The organism is Pseudomonas sp. JUb52, assembly GCF_004341115.1.
Lineage (GTDB): Bacteria > Pseudomonadota > Gammaproteobacteria > Pseudomonadales > Pseudomonadaceae > Chryseomonas > Chryseomonas oryzihabitans.
Genome location: NZ_SLYS01000010.1, coordinates 26,531 through 47,398, shown reverse-complemented (window position 1 = coordinate 47,398; position 20,868 = coordinate 26,531). Strand labels below are relative to the sequence as shown.

The 20,868-nt window shown below is 65.1% G+C and carries 13 protein-coding genes and 1 pseudogene; 6 read left to right on the top strand and 8 right to left on the bottom strand.

What is annotated here, in order from left to right; genetic code table 11:
• Positions 1-39: 39 nt before the first annotated feature.
• The 4 genes from glgX to EC839_RS16895 are packed head-to-tail and all read left to right on the top strand — an operon-like array spanning position 40 to position 5,274.
• On the top strand, positions 40-2,229 hold the full coding sequence (glgX, locus tag EC839_RS16910; protein WP_007161820.1) for a glycogen debranching protein GlgX: 2,190 nt from the start codon (positions 40-42) through the stop codon (positions 2,227-2,229).
• Positions 2,226-2,987, top strand: coding sequence for an endonuclease/exonuclease/phosphatase family protein (locus tag EC839_RS16905; RefSeq protein WP_007161821.1), 762 nt, complete (start codon positions 2,226-2,228; stop codon positions 2,985-2,987). The genes glgX and EC839_RS16905 overlap by 4 nt, the downstream gene beginning before the upstream one ends.
• On the top strand, positions 2,984-4,231 hold the full coding sequence (gene clsB, locus EC839_RS16900; protein WP_007161822.1) for a cardiolipin synthase ClsB: 1,248 nt from the start codon (positions 2,984-2,986) through the stop codon (positions 4,229-4,231). The genes EC839_RS16905 and clsB overlap by 4 nt, the downstream gene beginning before the upstream one ends.
• Entirely contained in the window at positions 4,228-5,274 is a 1,047-nt protein-coding gene (locus EC839_RS16895) for a YbhN family protein (RefSeq protein WP_007161823.1), read from the top strand. Before clsB ends, EC839_RS16895 begins: the two co-directional genes overlap by 4 nt.
• An 8-nt stretch (positions 5,275-5,282) precedes the next feature.
• Here EC839_RS16895 and EC839_RS16890 read toward each other — a convergent pair whose 3' ends face one another.
• The 8 genes and pseudogenes from EC839_RS16890 to EC839_RS16860 form a co-directional block, all read right to left on the bottom strand.
• Positions 5,283-6,008 carry a polysaccharide lyase family 7 protein gene (locus EC839_RS16890; RefSeq protein ID WP_007161824.1) on the bottom strand — a complete coding sequence of 242 codons (726 nt, stop codon included), beginning with the start codon at positions 6,006-6,008 and terminating at the stop codon, positions 5,283-5,285.
• Positions 6,009-6,097: 89 nt separating this feature from the next.
• Complete coding sequence (glgB, locus tag EC839_RS16885; protein WP_007161825.1) at positions 6,098-8,317, bottom strand: 1,4-alpha-glucan branching protein GlgB; 2,220 nt, start codon at positions 8,315-8,317, stop codon at positions 6,098-6,100.
• Positions 8,314-11,643, bottom strand: coding sequence for a maltose alpha-D-glucosyltransferase (treS, locus tag EC839_RS16880; RefSeq protein WP_007161826.1), 3,330 nt, complete (start codon positions 11,641-11,643; stop codon positions 8,314-8,316). The genes glgB and treS overlap by 4 nt, the downstream gene beginning before the upstream one ends.
• 133 nt (positions 11,644-11,776) lie before the next feature.
• Positions 11,777-13,780, bottom strand: coding sequence for an alpha-1,4-glucan--maltose-1-phosphate maltosyltransferase (locus EC839_RS16875; RefSeq protein ID WP_007161827.1), 2,004 nt, complete (start codon positions 13,778-13,780; stop codon positions 11,777-11,779).
• A 455-nt stretch (positions 13,781-14,235) separates the two neighbouring features.
• Positions 14,236-15,066, bottom strand: coding sequence for an ammonia-dependent NAD(+) synthetase (gene nadE, locus EC839_RS16870; protein WP_007161828.1), 831 nt, complete (start codon positions 15,064-15,066; stop codon positions 14,236-14,238).
• Positions 15,063-15,572, bottom strand: a complete 510-nt coding sequence (locus tag EC839_RS24600; protein ID WP_039976138.1) for a CinA family protein — start codon at positions 15,570-15,572, stop codon at positions 15,063-15,065. The genes nadE and EC839_RS24600 overlap by 4 nt, the downstream gene beginning before the upstream one ends.
• Before the next feature lie 165 nt (positions 15,573-15,737).
• Positions 15,738-16,220: pseudogene (locus EC839_RS24595) on the bottom strand (NTP transferase domain-containing protein); the annotation flags it as partial.
• A 2-nt stretch (positions 16,221-16,222) separates the two neighbouring features.
• Entirely contained in the window at positions 16,223-17,212 is a 990-nt protein-coding gene (locus EC839_RS16860) for an XdhC family protein (RefSeq protein ID WP_039976120.1), read from the bottom strand.
• Between the two features lie 143 nt (positions 17,213-17,355).
• Here EC839_RS16860 and EC839_RS16855 point away from each other — a divergent pair, with 143 nt between their 5' ends.
• Positions 17,356-18,231 (top strand): Ku protein, encoded by an 876-nt coding sequence (locus EC839_RS16855; RefSeq protein ID WP_007161831.1) that lies wholly within the window; start codon positions 17,356-17,358, stop codon positions 18,229-18,231.
• Positions 18,232-18,242: 11 nt separating this feature from the next.
• On the top strand, positions 18,243-20,816 hold the full coding sequence (ligD, locus tag EC839_RS16850) for a DNA ligase D (RefSeq protein WP_007161832.1): 2,574 nt from the start codon (positions 18,243-18,245) through the stop codon (positions 20,814-20,816).
• The last annotated feature ends 52 nt before the right edge of the window (positions 20,817-20,868 follow it).

The following is a 20,868-nucleotide window of genomic DNA, read 5'->3' as shown; positions in this document are numbered from 1 at the left end:
CAGAGCTACTTCCTTCCTAGCTATCCCGAGAGCGTCGAAATGACTTCAACCGAGTCCAACAAGCCGTTAACCGAAGCGACCACTTTCATCAGCAAGTCCAAGTCTCGTGTTCGTGAAGGCCTGCCCTACCCCCTGGGCGCCACCTGGGACGGCTCCGGCGTGAACTTCGCCATCTTTTCCGCCAACGCCACCAAGGTGGAACTCTGTCTCTTCGACGACGAAGGCAAGGAAGAAATCGAGCGTATCGAACTGCCGGAATTCACCAACGAAATCTGGCACGGCTATTTGCCCGACGCCCGCCCCGGCACCCTCTACGGCTACCGTGTGCACGGCCCGTACGAGCCGCAGAATGGCCATCGTTTCAACCACAACAAGCTGCTGATCGATCCCTATGCCAAGCAGATCGTCGGCGAGCTGGAGTGGAACGACGCCCTGTTCGGCTACACCATCGGCCACCCCGATGGCGACCTGTCCTTCGACGAGCGTGACAGCGCGCCCTTCATGCCGCGCTGCCGCGTCATCGACCCCGCCTTCACCTGGGGCAACACCACCCACCCGCGGGTCCCGCGTGATCGCACCGTGTTCTACGAGACCCACGTCCGTGGCTACACCATGCAGCACCCGGCCGTTCCGGAAAGCGCTCGCGGCACCTTCTCCGGTCTGCAGGAAAGCGAGGTCATCGACTACATCAAGTCGCTCGGCATCACCTCCGTCGAACTGATGCCGATCCACTACTTCCTCGATGACAACCACCTGCTGGAAAAGGGCCTGAGAAACTTCTGGGGCTACAACACCCTGGCCTTCTTCGCCCCGCACTCGCGCTACATGGCCAGCCAGTCCATCGGCGAATTCAAGGTGATGGTGGCGCGCATGCACAACGCCGGCCTCGAGGTGATCCTCGACGTGGTCTACAACCACACCGCCGAAGGCAACGAGATGGGCCCGACCCTCTCGCTCAAGGGCATCGACAACGCCAACTACTACCGCCTGATGCCCGATGATGCGCGCTACTATATCAACGACACCGGCACCGGCAACACTCTGAACATGAGCCACCCCTGCGTGCTGCAGATGGTGACCGACTCGCTGCGCTACTGGGCCACCGAGATGGGCGTGGACGGCTTCCGCTTCGACCTGGCCACCATCCTGGGTCGCGAGCCGGACGGCTTCGACGAGGGCGGCGGTTTCCTGCACGCCTGCCGTCAGGACCCGATCCTGGCCGAGACCAAGCTCATCGCCGAACCCTGGGACTGCGGTCCTGGTGGCTATCAGGTGGGCAACTTCCCGCCCGGCTGGATGGAGTGGAACGACACCTTCCGCGACACCGCCCGTGCCTTCTGGAAGGGTGACGAAGACAAGATCGGCGACTTCGCGAAGATCTTCTTGGGCTCCGGCGACAAGTTCAATCGTCGCGGTCGCAAGCCCTATTCGTCCGTGAACTTCGTGACCGCCCACGATGGCTTCACCCTGGCCGATACCGTGTCGTACAACGACAAGCACAACGAGGCCAACGGCGAAGACAACAACGACGGTCACTCCCACAACCTGTCGTGGAACTGTGGCGTCGAAGGCGAGACGGACGACGCGGAAATCATCGAGCTGCGCTATCGCCAGATGCGCAACCTGCTCGCCACCCTCTTCCTATCCCAGGGCACGCCGATGCTGCTGGCCGGTGACGAATTCGCGCGGACCCAGGGTGGCAACAACAACGCCTACTGCCAGGACAGCGAGATCGGCTGGGTCAACTGGGAGATCAGCGAGAAGAGCGCCGAGCTGCAGGAGTACGTGCGCAACCTGATCGACCTGCGTCGTCGCTATCCGCTGCTGCGTCGTAGCCGTTTCTTCACCGGCGTCTACAACGAGGAACTGGGTGTCAAGGACGTGACCTGGCTGCAACCCAGCGGTGACGAGATGGGCGTCGAGCAGTGGCAGGATGGCAGCAACAAGTGCATGGGCATCCTCCTGGATGGTCGCGCTCAGCCGACCGGCATTCGTCGCAAGGGCGCGGATACCTCGCTGTTGATTCTGGTCAATGCTCATTATGACGTGGTGGATTTCACTCTGCCGGAAGTCCCCATGGGCGAGCATTGGTCTCTGCAGCTGGATACCAATCAGCCCGACCTGGATGCCGGCGACGTCTTCAATTTCGGAGACACCTATCAGGTCACCGGACGCTCGGTATTGCTGTTCGAGCTGACCCAGACCAAGCGGAGGAAGCGCCAGGCATGACGGACGCGCAACAGGGTTTTTCGTTCAAGGTCCTGACCATCAACACGCACAAGGGCTTCACGTCCTTCAACCGCAAGTTCATCTTGCCGGAATTGCGCGAGGCGGTGCGGACGGTGTCAGCGGACATTGTCTTCTTGCAGGAGGTGTTGGGTACCCACGAAAAGCACCCGTTGCGCTTCGAGAACTGGCCGGCGGCGCCGCAGTACGAGTTCCTGGCCGATTCCATGTGGACCGATTTCGCCTACGGGCGAAATGCGGTCTACCCGGACGGCCATCACGGTAATGCGGTGCTGTCGAAGTTTCCCATCGTCAGTTACGACAACTTCGACATTTCCATCGCCGGACCGGAAAAGCGCGGGATGCTGCATTGCGTCCTGCGTGTTCCGGATCAGGGTGTGGATCTGCACGTGATCTGCGTACACCTGGGATTGCGGGAAAAGCACCGCCAGATGCAGATGAAGCTGATCTGCGAACACATCAATTCCCTGCCCAGCGACGCCCCCGTCGTGGTGGCGGGGGATTTCAACGACTGGCGCCAGAAGGCCAACGACATCCTGGGCCAGGGCGCGGGCCTCGAAGAGGTATTCATGAAGACCGCGGGGCGCTTGCCCAAGACCTTCCCGGCGAAGCGTCCCCTGCTCTGCCTGGATCGCATCTATACCCGTAACGTCAGTGTCGGGCGCCCACAGGTGCTGGGCAATCAACCGTGGTCGCACCTCTCCGACCACGCTCCCCTGGCTGCGGACTTCCACCTATGAACTTCGAATGGCGGGACGGAAACCGCATCGCCTTGCTGGAAAACGGCGAGGACTTCTTTCCACGGGTCTTCGAGGCGATCCGCGAAGCCGAGCGCGAGGTCATCATCGAGACCTTCATCCTCTTCCACGACAAGGTCGGCAAGGCCTTGCAGGAGGAGCTGGTCGCGGCGGCCAAGCGCGGTGTCCGGGTGGACATCACCGTGGATGCCTATGGCTCGCCGGACCTGCCGCAGGCCTTCATCGACGAGATGGTCCATGCCGGCGTGCGCTTTCGCTACTACGATCCGCGCCCCTTGGTCCTGGGCATGAGGACCAACCTCTTCCGCCGCCTGCATCGCAAGATCGTGGTGGTGGATGCCCGCCTGGGCTTCATCGGCGGCATCAACTACTCCGCCGAGCACCTGGGCGATTTCGGGCCCGAGGCCAAGCAGGACTACGCCGTCGAGGTCGAAGGCCCCATCGTCGACGACATCCATCGCTTCGCGCGCGACGCCATCAACTCTCCCGAGGAGACCCACCGCTGGTGGGGCAAGCGTTCGCAGAAGCCGGCCGACAATCGCAATCCCGGCAATGCCCAGGCGCTGCTGGTATTCCGCGACAACGACGAGCACCGCGCCGATATCGAAAAGCACTACCTGGAGATGCTGCGCAACGCCAAGCGCGAGGTGGTGATCGCCAACGCCTATTTCTTCCCGGGCTATCGACTGCTCAGGGAGATGCGCAACGCGGCGCAGCGCGGCGTCCGCGTGGTGTTGATCGTGCAGGGCGAACCGGACATGGCCATCGTCAAGGTCGGCGCCCAGATGCTCTACAACTACCTGGTCAAGGCCGGGGTGGAGATCTACGAATATTGCCTGAGACCCCTGCATGGCAAGGTGGCGACCATGGACGAGCATTGGTCCACCGTGGGTTCGAGCAATCTCGACCCCCTGAGTCTCTCGCTCAATCTCGAATGCAACCTGATCTTCCACGACCATGCCTTCAACCGTGAATTGCGCGGTCGCCTGGAAACCCTGATCCAGAATCACTGCGAGCACGTCGACAGCAGCAAGGTGCCCAAACGCACCTACTGGCACCTGGCCAAGACGATGCTGGTCTTCCACTTCCTGCGCCACTTTCCCGCCTGGGTCGGCTGGCTGCCCGGTCATACCCCCAAGATCGAACTGGTGAGTCCACCGGTGCAGCCCGAGCTCGAAACCCAGGACCGGGTCGATTCCTCGATCTCAAGGTATCCGCAACGATGAGCAGCCACAGCGACACCCTGGACCACGCCGACGACGAGGTGGACCAGCAGGCCGCCGACAAGCCGCAGAACAAGCACTGGGTGCTGGCCAAGAAGATCCTGACCTGGGTGTTTCTGATCGCGGTGGTGGTGCTGCTGGTGATCTATGCCCGCAAGGTCGACTGGGGCGAAGTCTGGAAGGTCTTCACCGGCTACAAGTGGACCACCCTGGCCATGGCCGGTGGCCTGGTGGTGCTGTCCTACATCATGTATGGCTGCTACGACCTGATCGGGCGCGCCTATTGCGGCCACAAGCTGGTCAAGCGCCAGGTGTTCCTGGTGTCCTTCATCTGCTACGCCTTCACCCTGACCCTGAGCACCTGGGTCGGCGGCATCGGCATGAGGTATCGCCTCTATTCGCGATTGGGCCTCTCCAGCGGCACCATCACCCGGATCTTTTCCCTGAGCATCGCCACCAACTGGCTGGGGTACGTCCTGCTCGCGGGCGGCATCTTCGTCAGTGGCGTGGTGGACATGCCGCCCAACTGGTTCGTCGGTGATACCACGCTGCGCCTGATCGGCTTTGGTCTGCTGGCCTTCATCGTGTTCTACCTGGGCGTCTGCGCCTTCGCCAAGCAACGCGAATGGACGGTGCGCAAGCAGCGCCTCGCCCTGCCCTCGCTGCGCATGGCCTGTCTGCAGCTGCTGGTGTCCTCGATCAACTGGATGGCCATGGCCGCCATCGTCTACCTGTTCCTGGGCCGTCAGGTGGACTATCTGCACGTGCTCGGCGTCCTGCTGCTGTCCAGCATCGCCATGGTCATCGTGCATATCCCGGCCGGGGTCGGGGTGCTGGAGACGGTGTTCATCGCCCTGCTGGCCAACGACGGCCTCTCCCAGGGCAAGATCATCGCCGCCCTGCTCGGCTACCGGACCCTGTACTTCATCGTCCCGCTGCTGATCGCCGCCGTGCTCTACTTCGCCCTGGAGAGCCGCGCCAAGAAGCTCAAGGTCAGCAACGACCGCCGCGAAGAGCGCAAGCAGCAGGAAAAGCACGCCACCTAGGGCGTGCCCTATCGGTTGTTGGGCTGGTGCATGGAGATCAGCCGGTAGAACAGCACACGCCCGCCCTCGGTGGCGGGCCCTTCCCCATCGCGCAAGCGGGCGCCCGCCTTGAAATACAGGTGATGGCTGCTCCAGGCGCTGTCCAGTTGCAGACCCAGGTCTCCGTTGCGTGAACCGGCTCCATGGGCGCGTACAGTGAGCACCCCGGTACGCGCCAGCTTGATGTCATAACTGAAGCGACTGTTGAGCGGCAGATGCTCCAGCAGGATGACGTCCTTGGGGCTGTCGGTGGGGCTTTCCCGCAACCGGGCGATGAGCTGGCCCTGCTCGACCTGCCCCTTGCCAGTGGCCGCGCTTTCCACTCGATAGACCAGCTGCAACAACGCCTGGGACGCTTCCGGCGCGGCGGTCTGGTCCTCGATTTGGCTGATGATGACCTCGGGGCGTGAGGGCACCTGCTGCACCGCCGCTTCGGCCTGCAGCAGCGCATCGGCCTCGCGATATTTCCAAGCATAGGCGCTGCCGTCCGGACGCGTTTCGCGCAACTCGGTGGCGGGATAGCTGTTGAAGGGTTGCGGGGTTCCGGTCACGGGGACCCAGAACAGCAGCGACCCTCCCTCACCACGCATGAGATAGGGGCTGCGAAAGGCGCTGCTGTTGAGTTCGGCGGTCTGTACCTGGGCCACGGGCATGGGTACGGGAACCGTCAGATTCCATTCGGCGAGATCGATCATGGTGCTCTCGGTTGCCAGATGCCTGACAAGCATCGCCCAGAACGGGGATGCCTGTCAGCGCAGCGCGTCCCTTGCGGGACGCTCCCGGATCAGCCCTGCGGCTTGAACACCAGCACACCGAGGGGTGGCAACTGCAGATTCAGCGAGGCCGGCTGACCATGGGCGCCGATCTCCTCGGCGCTCACCCCGCCGCCGTTGCCCAGGTTGGAGCCACCGTAGCGCTCGGCGTCGCTGTTGAAGATCTCCTGCCAATGGCCCAGCGAGGGCACGCCTACCCGGTAGTCATGCCGCGGTACCGGCGTGAAGTTGGCGATCACCAGCAAAGGCCGCTGCTGGGCATCCTTGCGCAACCAGGCGAAGACGCTGTTGCCATTGTCGTCGCCGACCACCCAATCGAATCCCTCGGGCAGGTGGTCGCGCTCGTACAGCGCCGGCTCATGGCGATAGAGCTGGTTGAGATCGGCAAGCAACTGCTGCACACCGCGGTGGGTGCCGTGCTCCAGGAGGAACCAGTCAAGCTCGCGGTCATGACTCCACTCGCGCCACTGGCCGAACTCGCAGCCCATGAACAGCAGCTTCTTGCCCGGGTGGGTCCACATGAAGCTCAGGTAGGTGCGCAGATTGGCGAACTTCTGCCAGACGTCCCCTGGCATCTTCTCGATCATCGAGCCCTTGCCGTGCACCACCTCGTCGTGGGAGATGGGCAGCATGAAGCGCTCGGACCAGGCGTACACCAGGCCGAAGGTCATCTGGTGGTGATGGTACTGGCGATAGACCGGGTCCTCTTCCACATAGTGGAGGGTGTCGTTCATCCAGCCCATGTTCCACTTGAAGTCGAAGCCCAGGCCACCTTCGCTGACCGGTGCGCTCACACCCGGCCAGGAGGTGGATTCCTCGGCGATCACCAGCGCACCCGGCGCTTCCTCGTGGACCACCTCGTTGAGGTGGCGCAGGAAGGCGATGGTTTCCAGATTTTCGCGACCGCCGTGGATGTTGGGGATCCACTCGCCGTGCTTGCGCGAATAGTCGCGGTAGAGCATGGAAGCCACGGCATCCACCCGCAGGCCGTCGATGTGGAAATGCTTGAGCCAGTGCATGGCCGAGGCCAGCATGAAGCCGTGCACCTCATGGCGCCCCAGGTTGTAGATGTAGGTGTTCCAGTCCTGGTGGAAGCCTTCGAACGGATGCTCGTATTCGTATAGAGCGGTGCCGTCGAAGCGGGCCAGGCCGTGTTCGTCGGTGGGGAAATGCGCCGGCACCCAGTCGAGGATGACGCCGATGTCGGCCTGGTGGCAGGCGTCGACGAAGGCGGCGAAATCCGCCGGGGTGCCGAAGCGCGAGGTGGGCGCGAACTGGCCCAGTGGCTGGTAGCCCCAGGAACCGCTGAAGGGGTGCTCCATGATCGGCAGCAGCTCGATATGGGTGAAGCCCATCTCGCGTACATAGGGAATCAGGCGCTCGGCCAGTTCACGCCAGTTGTACTGGCGCCCCTCGTCACCGCCTTCGCGGCGCCAGGACCCGGCGTGCAGTTCATAGACCGAAATCGGCGCTTCCACGCCCTGCAGCTCGCGACGGCGGGCCATCCAGTCCTGGTCGTGCCAGGTGAAGGGCTTGTTGTCGGCCACCACCGAGGCGGTGCGCGGCGGCAATTCCGCCGCCAGGGCGATGGGGTCGGCCTTGAGCGGCAGTACGCCGTGCTGGCCGAGGATCTCGTACTTGTAGGAAGTACCGACCGGCAGGCGCGGCACGAACAGCTCCCAGACGCCGCTGTTGGCGCGCAGGCGCATGGGCAGGCGGCGCCCGTCCCAGCTGTTGAAGTCGCCAACCACCGAGACGCGGCGGGCATTGGGTGCCCAGACCGCGAAGCGCACGCCTTCCACGCCGTCGACCTGGCAGCGCTGGGCGCCAAAGGTCTCGCCGAGGTTACGGTGGCGACCTTCGTTGAACAGATAGAGATCGGTCTCCCCCAGTAGCAGACCGAAGGAATAGGGATCCTCGGTCTCCTGCACGCCACTGGGCCAGCGGATGACCAGCTTGTAGGGCGCGGCATATTCCAGCCGCGCGACGAACAGCCCGGGCACCCGCCCCGGCTGCATCTGGGCCAGGGGCCGACCGCTGACGCGATCGACCAGCTCGACGCCCAGGGCATTGGGCAGGAAGGCGCGGACGATCACGCCCTCGCCATCGGGATGGGGACCGAGCACGGCGAAGGGATTGCCGTGCTCGCCGCGGGCCAGCGACTCGGCTTCGGCAGCCGAGAGCCGGGCGTCGTCCAGGGGAGCGACGGGAGCGGTGTTGTGATCGGTCATGCGCGGGCTCCGGACAAGAGGGTCTCGACGATGGCAGCGACGCCACGTAGCGGGATGTTGATCCAGGTGGGTCGGTTGGCAGCCTCGTAGCCTATCTCATACACCGCCTTCTCCAGGCTGTAGAGATCCAGCGCCGCCTGCTCGCCGCGCTCGCCCCACTGGTGGCCGATGCCGGCCGCCGCCGCGCGATAGCCTTCCAGGAAGGCCGCGTAGGAAGCATTGCGATAGGTCTCCGCCGCCTTGGCGCGCAGCTGCAGATGCTCTTCCGAGGTATCGGCGCCGGCGTTGCTCGACTGGGTGACCATGGCCGCCGCGTAGTCGAAGGAGCGCAGCACCCCGGCGACGTCCTTGTGCGGACCGTACTTGCCGCGCCGCTCTTCCAGCGACCGCGCCGGCTCGCCTTCGAAGTCGATGAGGATGGCGTCGTCCTGGGCCACCAGCACCTGACCCAGGTGCAGGTCGCCATGTACGCGGATGCGCAGACCGCCTTCGACATCAGCAGCCAGGGCCTCGATGCGCTTGGCCAGGGCTTCGCGCTTGCCGACCAGACCCTGCAGCAGCTCCTTGCCGGTGGCATCGAGCTTGTCGCTCATGCCCTGCAAGGTGTCCAGGGCACCGTCCACCTGGACGCGAACGCGATGCGCCAGCTCCTTGGCCGCCTGGGCGTCCACGGTTTCGGGGGCGAAGGCCGCGTCTTCGGTGGGCTGCGCCAGCACCAGGTGCATCTCGCCCAGGCGCTTGCCCAGTACGCCGGCGAAGGCCGCCAGATCGCCCATGGCGGTGAATTCGTTCTCCACGTCGGAGATGCCGCCGCTGAGCAGATCGCGGGTGACGCGATCCAGACCGTCCAGACTCCAGGTCCAGGCATCGCCCTGGTTGTGGATGTGCTGCTGTACCAGCATCAGCACGTGCGGCGTGCCATCCGGCGCGATGCGCTGGGCCACGGCATGGGTCGCGGCGATGTTGGCGAAGCCGGCCTGGGCCAGGTAGCGCCCCATCTCCACTTCCGGATGGATGCCCGGTGCCACCTTGCGGATCAGCTTGAGCATCAGGTGGTCGCCGACGATCAGCGAGCTGTTGGACTGCTCGACGCCCAGGTGCTTGATCTCGATGTCCGGATCCAGCGCGAAGTCCTCGGGCTGGTCATAGACCTCGAAGCTCAACTCGCCGGACGGCGAAGCGATCTTGGCGCCCTTGCGGAAGGCGTCGAATACGCCGTGGACGAAGCTGGTCAGGGCGAAGGCATCGGTCACCAGGCCCACGCGCCGCACGTGGCGGATGCGCGACAGCGCCAGCTGGGTGGCCAGCGGACTGCAGTGCTGGTCCTCTTCGGCGAGGAAGCCCAGGGGCAGTGCATAGCGTTCTTCGCCCTTGGCATTGGTCACCACCACCTCGCTGAACATCACCGGCAGCTTGGGCGTGTTGATCTGGGCCGCGTAGTCCAGGCGCACGCTGGTGATGGCTTCGTCCTTGGAACCGAACCAGCGCCGCTTGGGCAGATAGACCGGCAGCACCTCTTCGAAGATGCGGCGTGGCTCACCCTCCAGCAATTCCTGCAGGTGCCGCTTGATGACCACCGTCTGGTAGTCGGGCATCGGCGCCGGCGGCTCGGTGTGCCAGGCGGGCATCTGCTCGTTGCCGGCCAGGTAGAACCAGTAGAAGCCATAGGGCGGCAGGGTCAGCATGTAAGGCAGCTGGCCGATGGGCGGGAAGGCGCTGCCGCCGATCATTTCCACCGGCACCTGACCGGCGAAGCTGGAGAGGTCCAGTTCCACCGCCTGGGCGGCGCGGGAGACGTTGGCCACGCAGAGGATGGTCTCGTGCTCGCCCTGGGCGTTGGTGAAGTCGCGCAGGTAGGCCAGGATGCGTCTGTTGGTGGGCGACAGCATCTTCAGGGTGCCGCGACCGAAGGCCTTCTGCTGCTTGCGCACGGCCAGCATGCGCCGCGTCCAGTTGAGCAGCGAATGGGGATCGCGGGACTGGGCCTCGACGTTGATCGCCTGGTAGCCATAGAGCGGATCCATGATCGATGGCAGCACCAGGCTGGCTGGGTCGGCGCGGGAGAAGCCGCCGTTGCGGTCGACCGACCACTGCATCGGGGTACGCACGCCGTCGCGGTCGCCCAGGTGGATGTTGTCACCCATGCCGATTTCGTCGCCGTAGTACATCGTCGGGGTGCCGGGCATCGACAGCAGCAGGCTGTTGAGCAGTTCGATACGCCGACGGTCGCGCTCCAGCAGGGGCGCCAAGCGACGACGGATGCCGAGGTTGATGCGCGCGCGGCGATCCGAGGCGTAGTAGTTCCAGAGATAGTCGCGCTCGCGGTCGGTCACCATCTCCAGGGTCAGTTCGTCGTGGTTGCGCAGGAAGATCGACCACTGGCAGTTGGCCGGGATCTCCGGGGTCTGGCGCAGGATGTCAGTGATGGGAAAGCGGTCTTCCTGGGCGATGGCCATGTACATCCGCGGCATCAGCGGGAAGTGGAAGGCCATGTGGCATTCGTCGCCATCGCCGAAGTACAGCTGGGTGTCTTCCGGCCACTGATTGGCCTCGGCCAGCAGCATGCGGTCGGGGTAGTTGGCGTCGATCTCGGCCCGGATTTCCTTGAGCACCGCGTGGGTCTCGGGCAGGTTCTCGTTGTTGGTGCCGTCGCGTTCCACCAGGTAGGGAATGGCGTCCAGACGCAGGCCATCGACGCCCATGTCCAGCCAGTACCTCATAATGGAGATGACCGCTTTCATCACCTGGGGATTGTCGAAGTTCAGGTCCGGCTGGTGCGAATAGAAGCGGTGCCAGAAGTACTGGCCGGCGACCGGGTCCCAGGTCCAGTTGGACTTCTCGGTGTCGAGGAAGATGATGCGGGTGCCGTCGTACTTCTGGTCGTCATCGGACCAGACGTAGAAGTTGCGCGCCGCCGAGCCCTTCTTGGCGCGGCGTGCACGCTGGAACCAGGGGTGCTGGTCGGAGGTGTGGTTGATGACCAGTTCGGTGATCACCCGCAGGCCACGGGCATGGGCCTCGGCGATGAAGCGCTTGGCATCGGCCATGGTGCCGTAGTCGGGATGGATGCCGCGGTATTCGGCGATGTCGTAGCCGTCGTCGCGTCGCGGCGAGGGATAGAACGGCAGCAGCCAGATGGTGTTGACGCCCAGGCTGGCGATGTAGTCGAGCTTCTCGATCAGGCCGGGAAAGTCGCCGATGCCATCGTTATTGGAGTCGAAGAACGACTTCACGTGCACCTGATAGATGACCGCGTCCTTGTACCAGAGCGGATCGTCGATGAAGGCAGCGGGTTTGCGGGAACGAGCTTTATTGGGTTTTGCCATGTCGTCAGGTCCTTAACAGGGCGTCTGAATCGAATGCGTGTACCGGTCGTCCTTGCCGCCCGGCAGTGATGACGGCCGGGCCAGACGGTGCGAATCTGTCCGCACCACCTGGCCCGCGCCGCCCGAGGTAGCGCTAGTGGCCCGCCTGGATGCGCCAGATACCGAAGGGCATCGACGGCTCCAGGCGCGTCCACTGGGTCTTGCCGTGCCAGGCCCAGCGGTGCCCGGTCATGAGGTCCTCGCCGTAAGTGGTGGCGTGATCGTCGAGACCCAGCTCCCACAACGGCAGTTCGAAATGGCCTTCCTGGGCGTTGAAGGGATCCAGGTTGACGGCGATCAGGATGAAGTTGCCCAGGTCGTCGGTGCGCTTGCCGAAATAGAGGATCTGGTCGTTCCAGCAGTTGTAGATCTTCAGCCCCAGGTGGGTCTGCAACGCCGGGTTCTGCCGGCGGATGCGGTTGAGCTGGGCGATCTCGCCCATGATGTTGCCGGGGGCATAGAAGTCGCGCGGGCGCAGCTCGTATTTCTCCGAATCCAGGTACTCCTCCTTGCCCGGCGTGAGCGGTGCGCCCTCGCAGAGTTCGAAGCCGGCGTACATGCCCCAGAGGCCGGAGCCCATGGTGGCCAGGGCGGCGCGGATCAGGAAGCCGGGCCGGCCGCTGGTCTGCAGGAAGCCCGGATTGATGTCCGGCGTGTTGACGAAGAAGTTCGGCCGGTAGCAATCACGCAGGGGCGCTTCGTTGAGCTGGGTGAAGTATTCGGTCAGCTCGGCCTTGGTGTTGCGCCAGGTGAAGTAGGTGTAGCTCTGGCTGTAACCGACCTTGCCCAGGCGCGCCATCATGGCCGGCTTGGTGAAGGCCTCGGCGAGAAACATGACATCGGCGTCACGACCGCGGATGTCCGCGATCAGCCACTCCCAGAACGGCAGCGGCTTGGTGTGGGGGTTGTCGACGCGGAAGATCTTCACGCCCTGCTCGACCCAGTGCCAGACCACGTCGCGCAGCGCCAGCCAGAGATCCGGCACGGCATCCTTGGCGTAGAAATCGACGTTGACGATGTCCTGGTACTTCTTCGGCGGATTCTCCGCGTAGCGCATCGAGCCGTCCGGCCGCCAGGAGAACCAGCCCGGATGCTCCTTGAGCCAGGGGTGGTCCGGCGAGCACTGGATGGCGAAGTCCAGGGCGATCTCCAGGCCATGATCGGCGGCGGCCGCCACCAGCGCGCGGAAGTCGTCCAGGGTACCCAGCTCAGGGTGCACGGCGTCATGGCCGCCATCCGGGCTGCCGATGGCATAGGGACTGCCCGGCTGGTCCGCGCCCGCCCCCAGGGTATTGTTCTTGCCTTTGCGGTGGGCCAGGCCAATTGGATGGATCGGTGGGAAATACAGCACATCGAAGCCCATGTCGCGCACGCGCGGCAATTCGCCGATCACGTTGCGGAAGGTGCCGTGACGCTGCGGGTCGTCGGTGATGGAGCGCGGAAAGAGTTCGTACCAGCTGGCGAATTCGGCGCGCAGGCGCTCGATGTCCAGCGGGTATTCGATGCTATGGGTCAGGTGGACATAGGCATCCACCGGCGCCATGGCCTGGCTGGCCTCGCCGGCCAGGAGCACGGCGACCTTGTCACCTTCGCTGCCGGCCTGGTCCAGCCGCTGCAGCAGCGCCTCCAGGGGACCGCGCTGCTCGCCTTCGGCGCGGGACAGGGCCTGCTCGACATGGATGCGGCCTTCCTGCAACTCCAGGTTCAGCCCGACACCCGCGGCGTACTTCTTCTCGATTTCGTAGCGATAGGTGCCCCAGACGTCCCACCAGGCCTGGACCACGAATTCGTAGCGACCCACCGCGGGCGGCGTGAAGCGGCCGCGCCACAGATCGTTGGTTTCCAGGGTCAAGGGAGCCTGTTGCCAGTCCTCCTCGCCCTCCTGACGCCAGAGCACGCTGGCGGCCAGCTTGTCGTGGCCATCGGCGAAGATCTTGGCGGTCACCTCGACGACGCGCCCGGCAATGCCCTTGGCGGCAAACTGGCCATTGTCCACGGCCGGCGTGACCGACTCTATGGCGATGCGCGGGGTCTGGGCAGCGGTAGCGGGATCGAGGGAAAGCGTGGAAAAAGAACCGGGGAGATCGGTGTTCGACATCGAGCCTGACTCCATCTTGGGACGCGTGAAAGGTCGCAACGCGCCGGCGCTGCGACCTTGGTCATGAACCCGCTACTGCTTGGCTTGCCGCCAAAGAGGCCCGGCTGGCCGAACCCTGAAGGGCATTGGTAACCCGTAGCGACACCCCTAGGGACGCCACTCCAGACAACCGCGGCTCTACTGCAACCGGAAGCACTCACGCGGGTGTGTCTGAAAGAGTCTGAGCGCCGGTAACGCGCAAAAGTTCAGCCAAACCGCAATGGCCGACAGGTAGAGAAAATCAGCAAAAGTCCTTTGATATCATCTGCTTGGAGCACGGATATAAAGCGAATTCCAACTTAATGACCGGCGCCTCGATGCTGGTTGAAGAGCACCGAGGCGCACATCAGAGTGACGATCACCCTAAAGCCGGCATTCGATAAATCACGTGAGAAACTATCTATAACCTGTTGATTTCAATGAAAAGGCGTATAGGGGAGATCGCGCTTGTGGGCGCTACGCCGGTAGGTATTGAGGATGATCTCCAAGGTGGCCGGGCTCACCGCCTTGCCTTCCAGGAAATCGTCGATCTCGGCGTAGGTGATGCCAAAGGCGTCTTCGTCGGCCTTGCCGGGCGAGAGGGATTCCAGATCGGCGGTCGGCACCTTGTGCACCAGCTCGTTGGGGGCGCCCAGCCATTCGGCCACCGCCCGCACCCGCCGCTTGTTGAGACCATGCAGGGGGGTGAGATCGCAGGCGCCGTCACCGAACTTGGTATAGAAGCCCATCAGGGCCTCCGCCGCATGATCGGTGCCTATCACCAGACCCCGGCGTGCGCCGGCCACCGCGTACTGGGCGATCATGCGCTGGCGCGCCTTGATGTTGCCCAGGGTGAAATCCTCGTGCAGTTCATCATCGAAGGCCACACGGGCTTCGCGCACCGAGGCGAGCATGGCGTCGCTGGCCGGCTTGATGTTGACGGTGTGGGTCTCGTCGGGCTGGATGAATTGCAGGGCGCGCTGGGCATCCGCCTCGTCACGCTGTACGCCATAGGGCAGACGCATGGCGATGAACCTGAGGCGCGCATTGCCGCTCTCCTCGCGCGCCCGCTCCGCCGCCAGCTGGGCCAGGCGACCGGCCGTGGAGGAATCCACACCGCCACTGATGCCCAGCACATAGCTTTCCTGGCGGCTGTTCAGCAGATAGTCCGTGAGAAACTGGATGCGACGCTCCGCTTCCTCGGCCGGATCGAAATGCTCGGGTACCTGCAGGGCCTGGATGATGTCGCGCTGAAGGGCTTCGGTCATCGGGCGTTCTCCTCTGATTCGCGTTCGAGACGTTGATGATAGGGCACCACGGCGCCGAGGCTGTGCCGGGCCGCTGCCAGCTGCACGGCCTCACGGTCGCCGGAAAAATGCTGGGTTTCAGAATAGAGCACGATGTCGTCACCGACGCGGTAGCCCCAGGCGAAACAGACGGTTCCCTGGGGAATGCCATCCGCCCCGCCCGGTCCGGCCAGCCCGGTATTGGCGATGGCCACCTGGGCCGGACTGTCGCGCAAGGCGCCGGCGGCCATCTCCCGCGCCACCTCCTCGCTGGTGAGGTTGTGCCGCTCGATGGTTTCCGGCTTGACGCCCAGCAGGCGCTGCTTGGCCTCGGGCGAATAGACGACGTAACCGGATTCGATGCAGCTGCCGCTGCCGGGTATCTCCGACAACAATCCCACCACCTTGCCGGCCGTGCAGGATTCGGCCGTGGTGAGTTGCAGTTCGCGTGTCTTGAGATAGTCCAGCATGGACTCGATCTTGTTCATGAGTGCCTGTCCCCAAAAGCGGTTCTCCTCCGTTGGAAGAACGGCGAAATGGGGAAGTTCTCGGGTCAGTTGCCGGGTATTTTCCAGGTCGGCGGGGGTATCGATGTCGCGGTGGATACCGGCGTCCGCCACCTCCCGCTCTAGCACCGAACCCTCGCGCAGGAGCCGTTTCGCTCCCTCGTCGCCCGCGAGTTCGCCCAGCGCAGCGGCAAAATTCCGACCAAAGAGCACGGGATGGCCGCGCCGGCCCTGGTGAGTTGGGACGACGATGCGCTCGGGGCGCTGCAGTTCCAGCAGCTGGCGGGCCGTGGCAGGCTGCACGAAGGGCATGTCGCCCAGGGCGACCAGCCAGCCGGATGCCTCGGGCGTCCTTCGCACGGCCGCGGCCAGACTGTCGCCCATGCCGGTGGTGGGCAGGCTGAGTACCGCCAGGCCTTCCTGCCGCGCCAGCGCGGCGCGCCAGGGGTCGCTGTCCGAGACCACGGCCAGGCACGGCAGACCCAGGCCTCGCCACAGTCGGAAGGTCGCCTGCAACACCGTCAGCTCGGACGGCCCGGGCAAGGTGGCCTGCAGCTTGTCGCCGCCGCCGGCGGCGCGGAACCGGCTGCCGGCACCCGCCGCGAGGATCAGCACCTGAATGCCGGGCATCCCTAGGCGACCTGCTCCACGGCCACCAGGGCGCGCTTCTTCTGGGTCAGGGCGATGCCGTTCTTGACCGCCACCACCTCCGCCAGCAGCGACAAGGCGATCTCCGGCGGCGTATGGCTGCCGATGTGCAGGCCAATGGGGCCGTGCAGGCGATTGATCGCCGCCACCGGCACGTCCAGCTGCAGCAGCCGCTCGCGCCGCCGGTCGTTGTTGCGCAGCGAGCCCAGGGCGCCGACATAGAAGGCCTCGGATTGCAGCGCCGTCAGCAGCGCCAGGTCATCCAGGCGCGGATCGTGGGTCAGGGCCACCACCGCGGTGCGCTCGTCCGGGCGAATCGCCAGCACGGCGTCGTCCGGCATGCCCGGGATGAACCGCGCCTGGCGCGTCTCCCAGCCCTGGCGGAATTCGTCGCGGGGATCGCAGACCAGCACCTCGAAATCGAGCATGGCGGCCATGTCGGCGACATAGAGCGACAGCTGACCGGCGCCGATCAGCAGCAGCCGCCAGCGCGGTCCGTGCACCAGGCGCAAGAAGTGCTCGTCCAGAGCGACCGGCTCGTCGCGGGTGGTGCTGGAGATCCGCACCTTGCCGGTCGCCAGGTCCAGCTCACGCAGGGCCAGTTCGTGGCCGTCGCAGCGTTGCAGCAGCTGCTCGACCCAGCGCCAGTCACCGACCTGCTCCTGGACCAGGCGCAGGGTGCCACCGCAGGGCAGCCCGAAGCGGGCGGCTTCGTCACCCGAGACGCCGTAGGTGATGACCTCCGGGCGCGCGTCGGCGAACTGGCCGGCGTGCAGCCGGGCGATCAGGTCGTCCTCAATGCAGCCACCGGACACAGAGCCGCAGACCTGGCCGTCGTCGCGCAAGGCCAGCATGGCACCCGGCGGCCGCGGCGAGCTGCCCCAGGTCTGGACCACGGTGAACAGGCTGACGCCATGGCCGGCCTGTCGCCAAGCCAGGGTCATGCGCAAAACTTCTTGATCGACACTGTCCACGCCCTGCTCCTCTCTACCTTGCACCTGCGACGGCAAAATCGTCGTTCCGGAGGTAGAACCCAACAGCGGAGCGGGGTTCCCCAGGGCGGAACCCGGTGGATCGCCGGCCTATCCATAGGGGACACCCCAAGAGGAGAACGTCCATGCCCCGCTCGATCTGGAAAGGCGCCGTCAGCTTCGGCCTGGTGCACATCCCCGTGTCGGTCGTCTCGGCGACCCGGCAATCGGGCATCGACTTCGACTGGCTGGACGAGCGCAGCCTCGATCCGGTGGGCTACAAGCGCATCAACAAGACCACCGGCAAGGAGGTGCCCAGCGAACACATCGTCAAGGGCATCGAGCACGGCAAGGGCAAGTACGTGGTGCTCAGCGAAGACGAGATCCACAACGCCCTGCCCGAGGCCACCCGCACCATCGACATCCTCACCTTCGTCGAGGCGCGGGAGATCTCCATCCTGCACTTCGAAAAGCCCTACTATCTGGCGCCGGACAAGAACGGCGAAAAGGTCTATGCCCTGCTCCGCGACACCCTGAGCGCCGCCGGCAAGGTGGGCGTGGCCAACCTGGTGATGCACTCCAAGCAGCACCTGGCGGTGATCATGCCGCTGGGCGACGCCCTGGTGCTCAACACCCTGCGCTGGGCCGACGAGGTGCGGTCCGCGGAAGACGTCGGACTCGAGGGGCTGGACGCCAAGGTCAGCAAGAAGGAAGTGGACATGGCCCAGCGCCTGGTGGACGACATGACCGAGCAATGGGACCCGGAGCAGTACCACGACACCTTCAAGGACAACGTCATGGCGCTGGTGGAGCGCAAGCTCAAGGACGGCAAGCTCGAAGCCGTTGCCGAGGAGCCCGAAGCCGAGGACAGCGGCGCCGACGTCATCGACCTCACCGAATTGCTGCGTCGCAGCCTGGGCGGCAAGAAGGACAAGGCCAAGGACGCGCCCAAGTCCAAGAGCCCCGGCCGTTCGACCACCCGGCGTAGCCCTGCCGCCAGTCGCACCCGCAAGGCCAAGTGAGGAGCGCCGCCATGGCCAGCTCGACCAGCGAATACAACCGCAAGCGCAACTTCGACATCACCGCCGAGCCGCGTGACGAGGGCAGCTCCCGCCGGCGCAAGGCCAAGGGGGCCCTGAGCTTCGTCATCCAGAAGCACGACGCGCGCCGCCTGCACTATGACTTCCGCCTGGAGCTGGATGGCACCCTCAAGAGCTGGGCGGTGCCCAAGGGTCCCAGCCTCGATCCCGGCGAAAAGCGCCTGGCGGTGCAGGTGGAGGACCACCCCCTCGCCTACGGCAGCTTCGAAGGCAGCATTCCCGAAGGCCAGTACGGCGCCGGCGATGTCATCGTCTGGGATCGTGGCGAGTGGGAGGCGGATGGCGATGCCGCCGAAGGCTATGCCACGGGCAAGCTCAAGTTCGAACTCAGGGGCGAAAAGCTGCGCGGCCACTGGACCCTGGTGCGCACCCGGCTGCAGGGCCACAGCGACAAGCCGCAGTGGCTCTTGATCAAGGAACGCGATGACCAGGCCCGTGACACCGCCGACTACGAGGTGACCGTCGCCGAGCCGGACAGCGTGCTGAGCGACAAGACCCTGCCCCGGCTGGCGCAGTCCAAGGCCAAGTCCAAGAGCAAAACCACCACCGAACCCAAGGCGACCAAATCGCCGGCACGCCAGGCCACCGCCAAGGCGCGCAAGGCCAAGCTGCCCGAAATCCTGGAAGCCCAGCTGGCCACCCTGGTCGACAGTCCGCCGGCCGGCGACTGGCTGTACGAGGTGAAATACGACGGCTATCGGCTGCTCGCCCATATCGAGGGCGGCGAGGTGCGCCTCTTCACCCGCAGCGGCAACGACTGGACCGAGCGCCTGCCAGAGCAGGCCAGGGCCCTGGCCGCGCTGGGCCTGGAAAACGCCTGGCTGGACGGCGAGATCGTGGTCAACGACGCCCAGGGCGTCTCCAGCTTCCAGGCGCTGCAGAATGCCTTCGAGACCGGCAAGGCGACCCGCATCACCTATTACCTGTTCGACCTGCCCTATCTCAATGGCGCGGACCTGCGCGAGGTGCCGGTCGAGCAACGCCGCGAGTTGCTCGGCAAGCTGCTGGAAGAGAGCAACGACAGCGAGCTGCTGCGCTTCTCCGCCGCCTTCGAGGTGCCGGCCGATCGCATCCTGGCCAGTGCCTGCGAACTCGGGCTCGAAGGGGTCATCGGCAAGCGCCTGGGCAGTCCCTACCGTTCGCGGCGCAACAAGGACTGGATCAAGCTCAAATGCGCCCACCGCCAGGAATTCATCATCGTCGGCTATACCCCGCCCAAGGGCGGCCGCCAGCACCTGGGTGCGCTGCTGGTGGCGCTGCACGATGACCAGGGCCAGCTGCACTATGCCGGCAAGGTCGGTACCGGCTTCACCGCGGTCGTGCTCAAGCAGCTGCACGCTCGCTTCCAGCCGCTGATCGTCGATCAGCCGCCGGTGGTGGATCCGCCCAAGGGCGCCGCCTATAGCGAAGTGACCTGGCTGCGGCCCGAGCAGCTGTGCGAGATCGCCTATGCCGAGCTGACCCAGGACCGCATCGTCCGCCAGGGCGTCTTCCACGGCCTGCGCGACGACAAGCCGGCCGAGGGCATCGGCCTGGAAGAGGCGACACCAGCCCGCGAGGCCGAGGCGCCGCGCCCGTCCGCCGCACGCCGCCCGTCTGCGGGCAAGCAGCAGGACGCCACCGTCGCCGGGGTGCGCATCAGCCATCCCGAACGGGTCATCGACGAGGCCAGCGGCGCACGCAAGCTCGACATTGCGGGCTATTACGCCGCCGTCGCCGATTGGATCCTGCCGCATCTGGCCGACCGACCCGTGGCCCTGGTCCGGACGCCCGAGGGTATCGCCGGCGAGCAGATCTTCCAGAAGCACAAGCAGACCCTGGCGATCCCCCATATCCGCGAACTCGATCCGGCGCTGGATCCGGGGCATGCGCCGCTGATGGTCATCGACAGTCGCGAGGCCCTCATCGGCGCGGCCCAGATGGGCACGGTGGAACTCCATACCTGGAACGCCACCGCCGACCGCATCGACCGGCCCGACCGCTTCATTCTCGATCTCGACCCTGATCCCGCCCTGCCTTGGTCGCGCATGCTGGAGGCGACGGGGCTGGTGCTGACCCTGCTCGACGAGCTGGAGCTGCAGGCCTTCGTCAAGACCAGCGGCGGTCGCGGCCTGCACCTGGTGGTGCCGCTGGATCGGCGCCAGGACTGGGACACCGTCAAGGCCTTCGCCCAGGCGGCGGCCCAGCACCTAGCCAACACCCTGCCCAAGCTCTTCGCCGCCAAGATGGGCGCCCAGAATCGCCAGGGGAAGATCTTCGTCGACTACCTGCGCAATCGCCATGGCGCCACCACGGTCAGCGCCCTTTCCCTGCGCGCCCGTCCCCACCTCGGCGTTTCGGTACCCATCGCCCGGGATGAGCTGGCGACCCTGGAGGCCAGCGACCAATGGCGCTTCGACTCCCTGCTGGAACGCCTCGAAGGGCTCAAGGACGACCCCTGGGCCGGGTATGCCGAGATACGCCAGAGCCTTACCGCAGCGCGGCGCAAGCGGCTCGGCGTAGCGTAGCGATGCGCCTGCCGTCGGCAAGCGTACCGCCTAAGCGAAACCCCTTATCGCT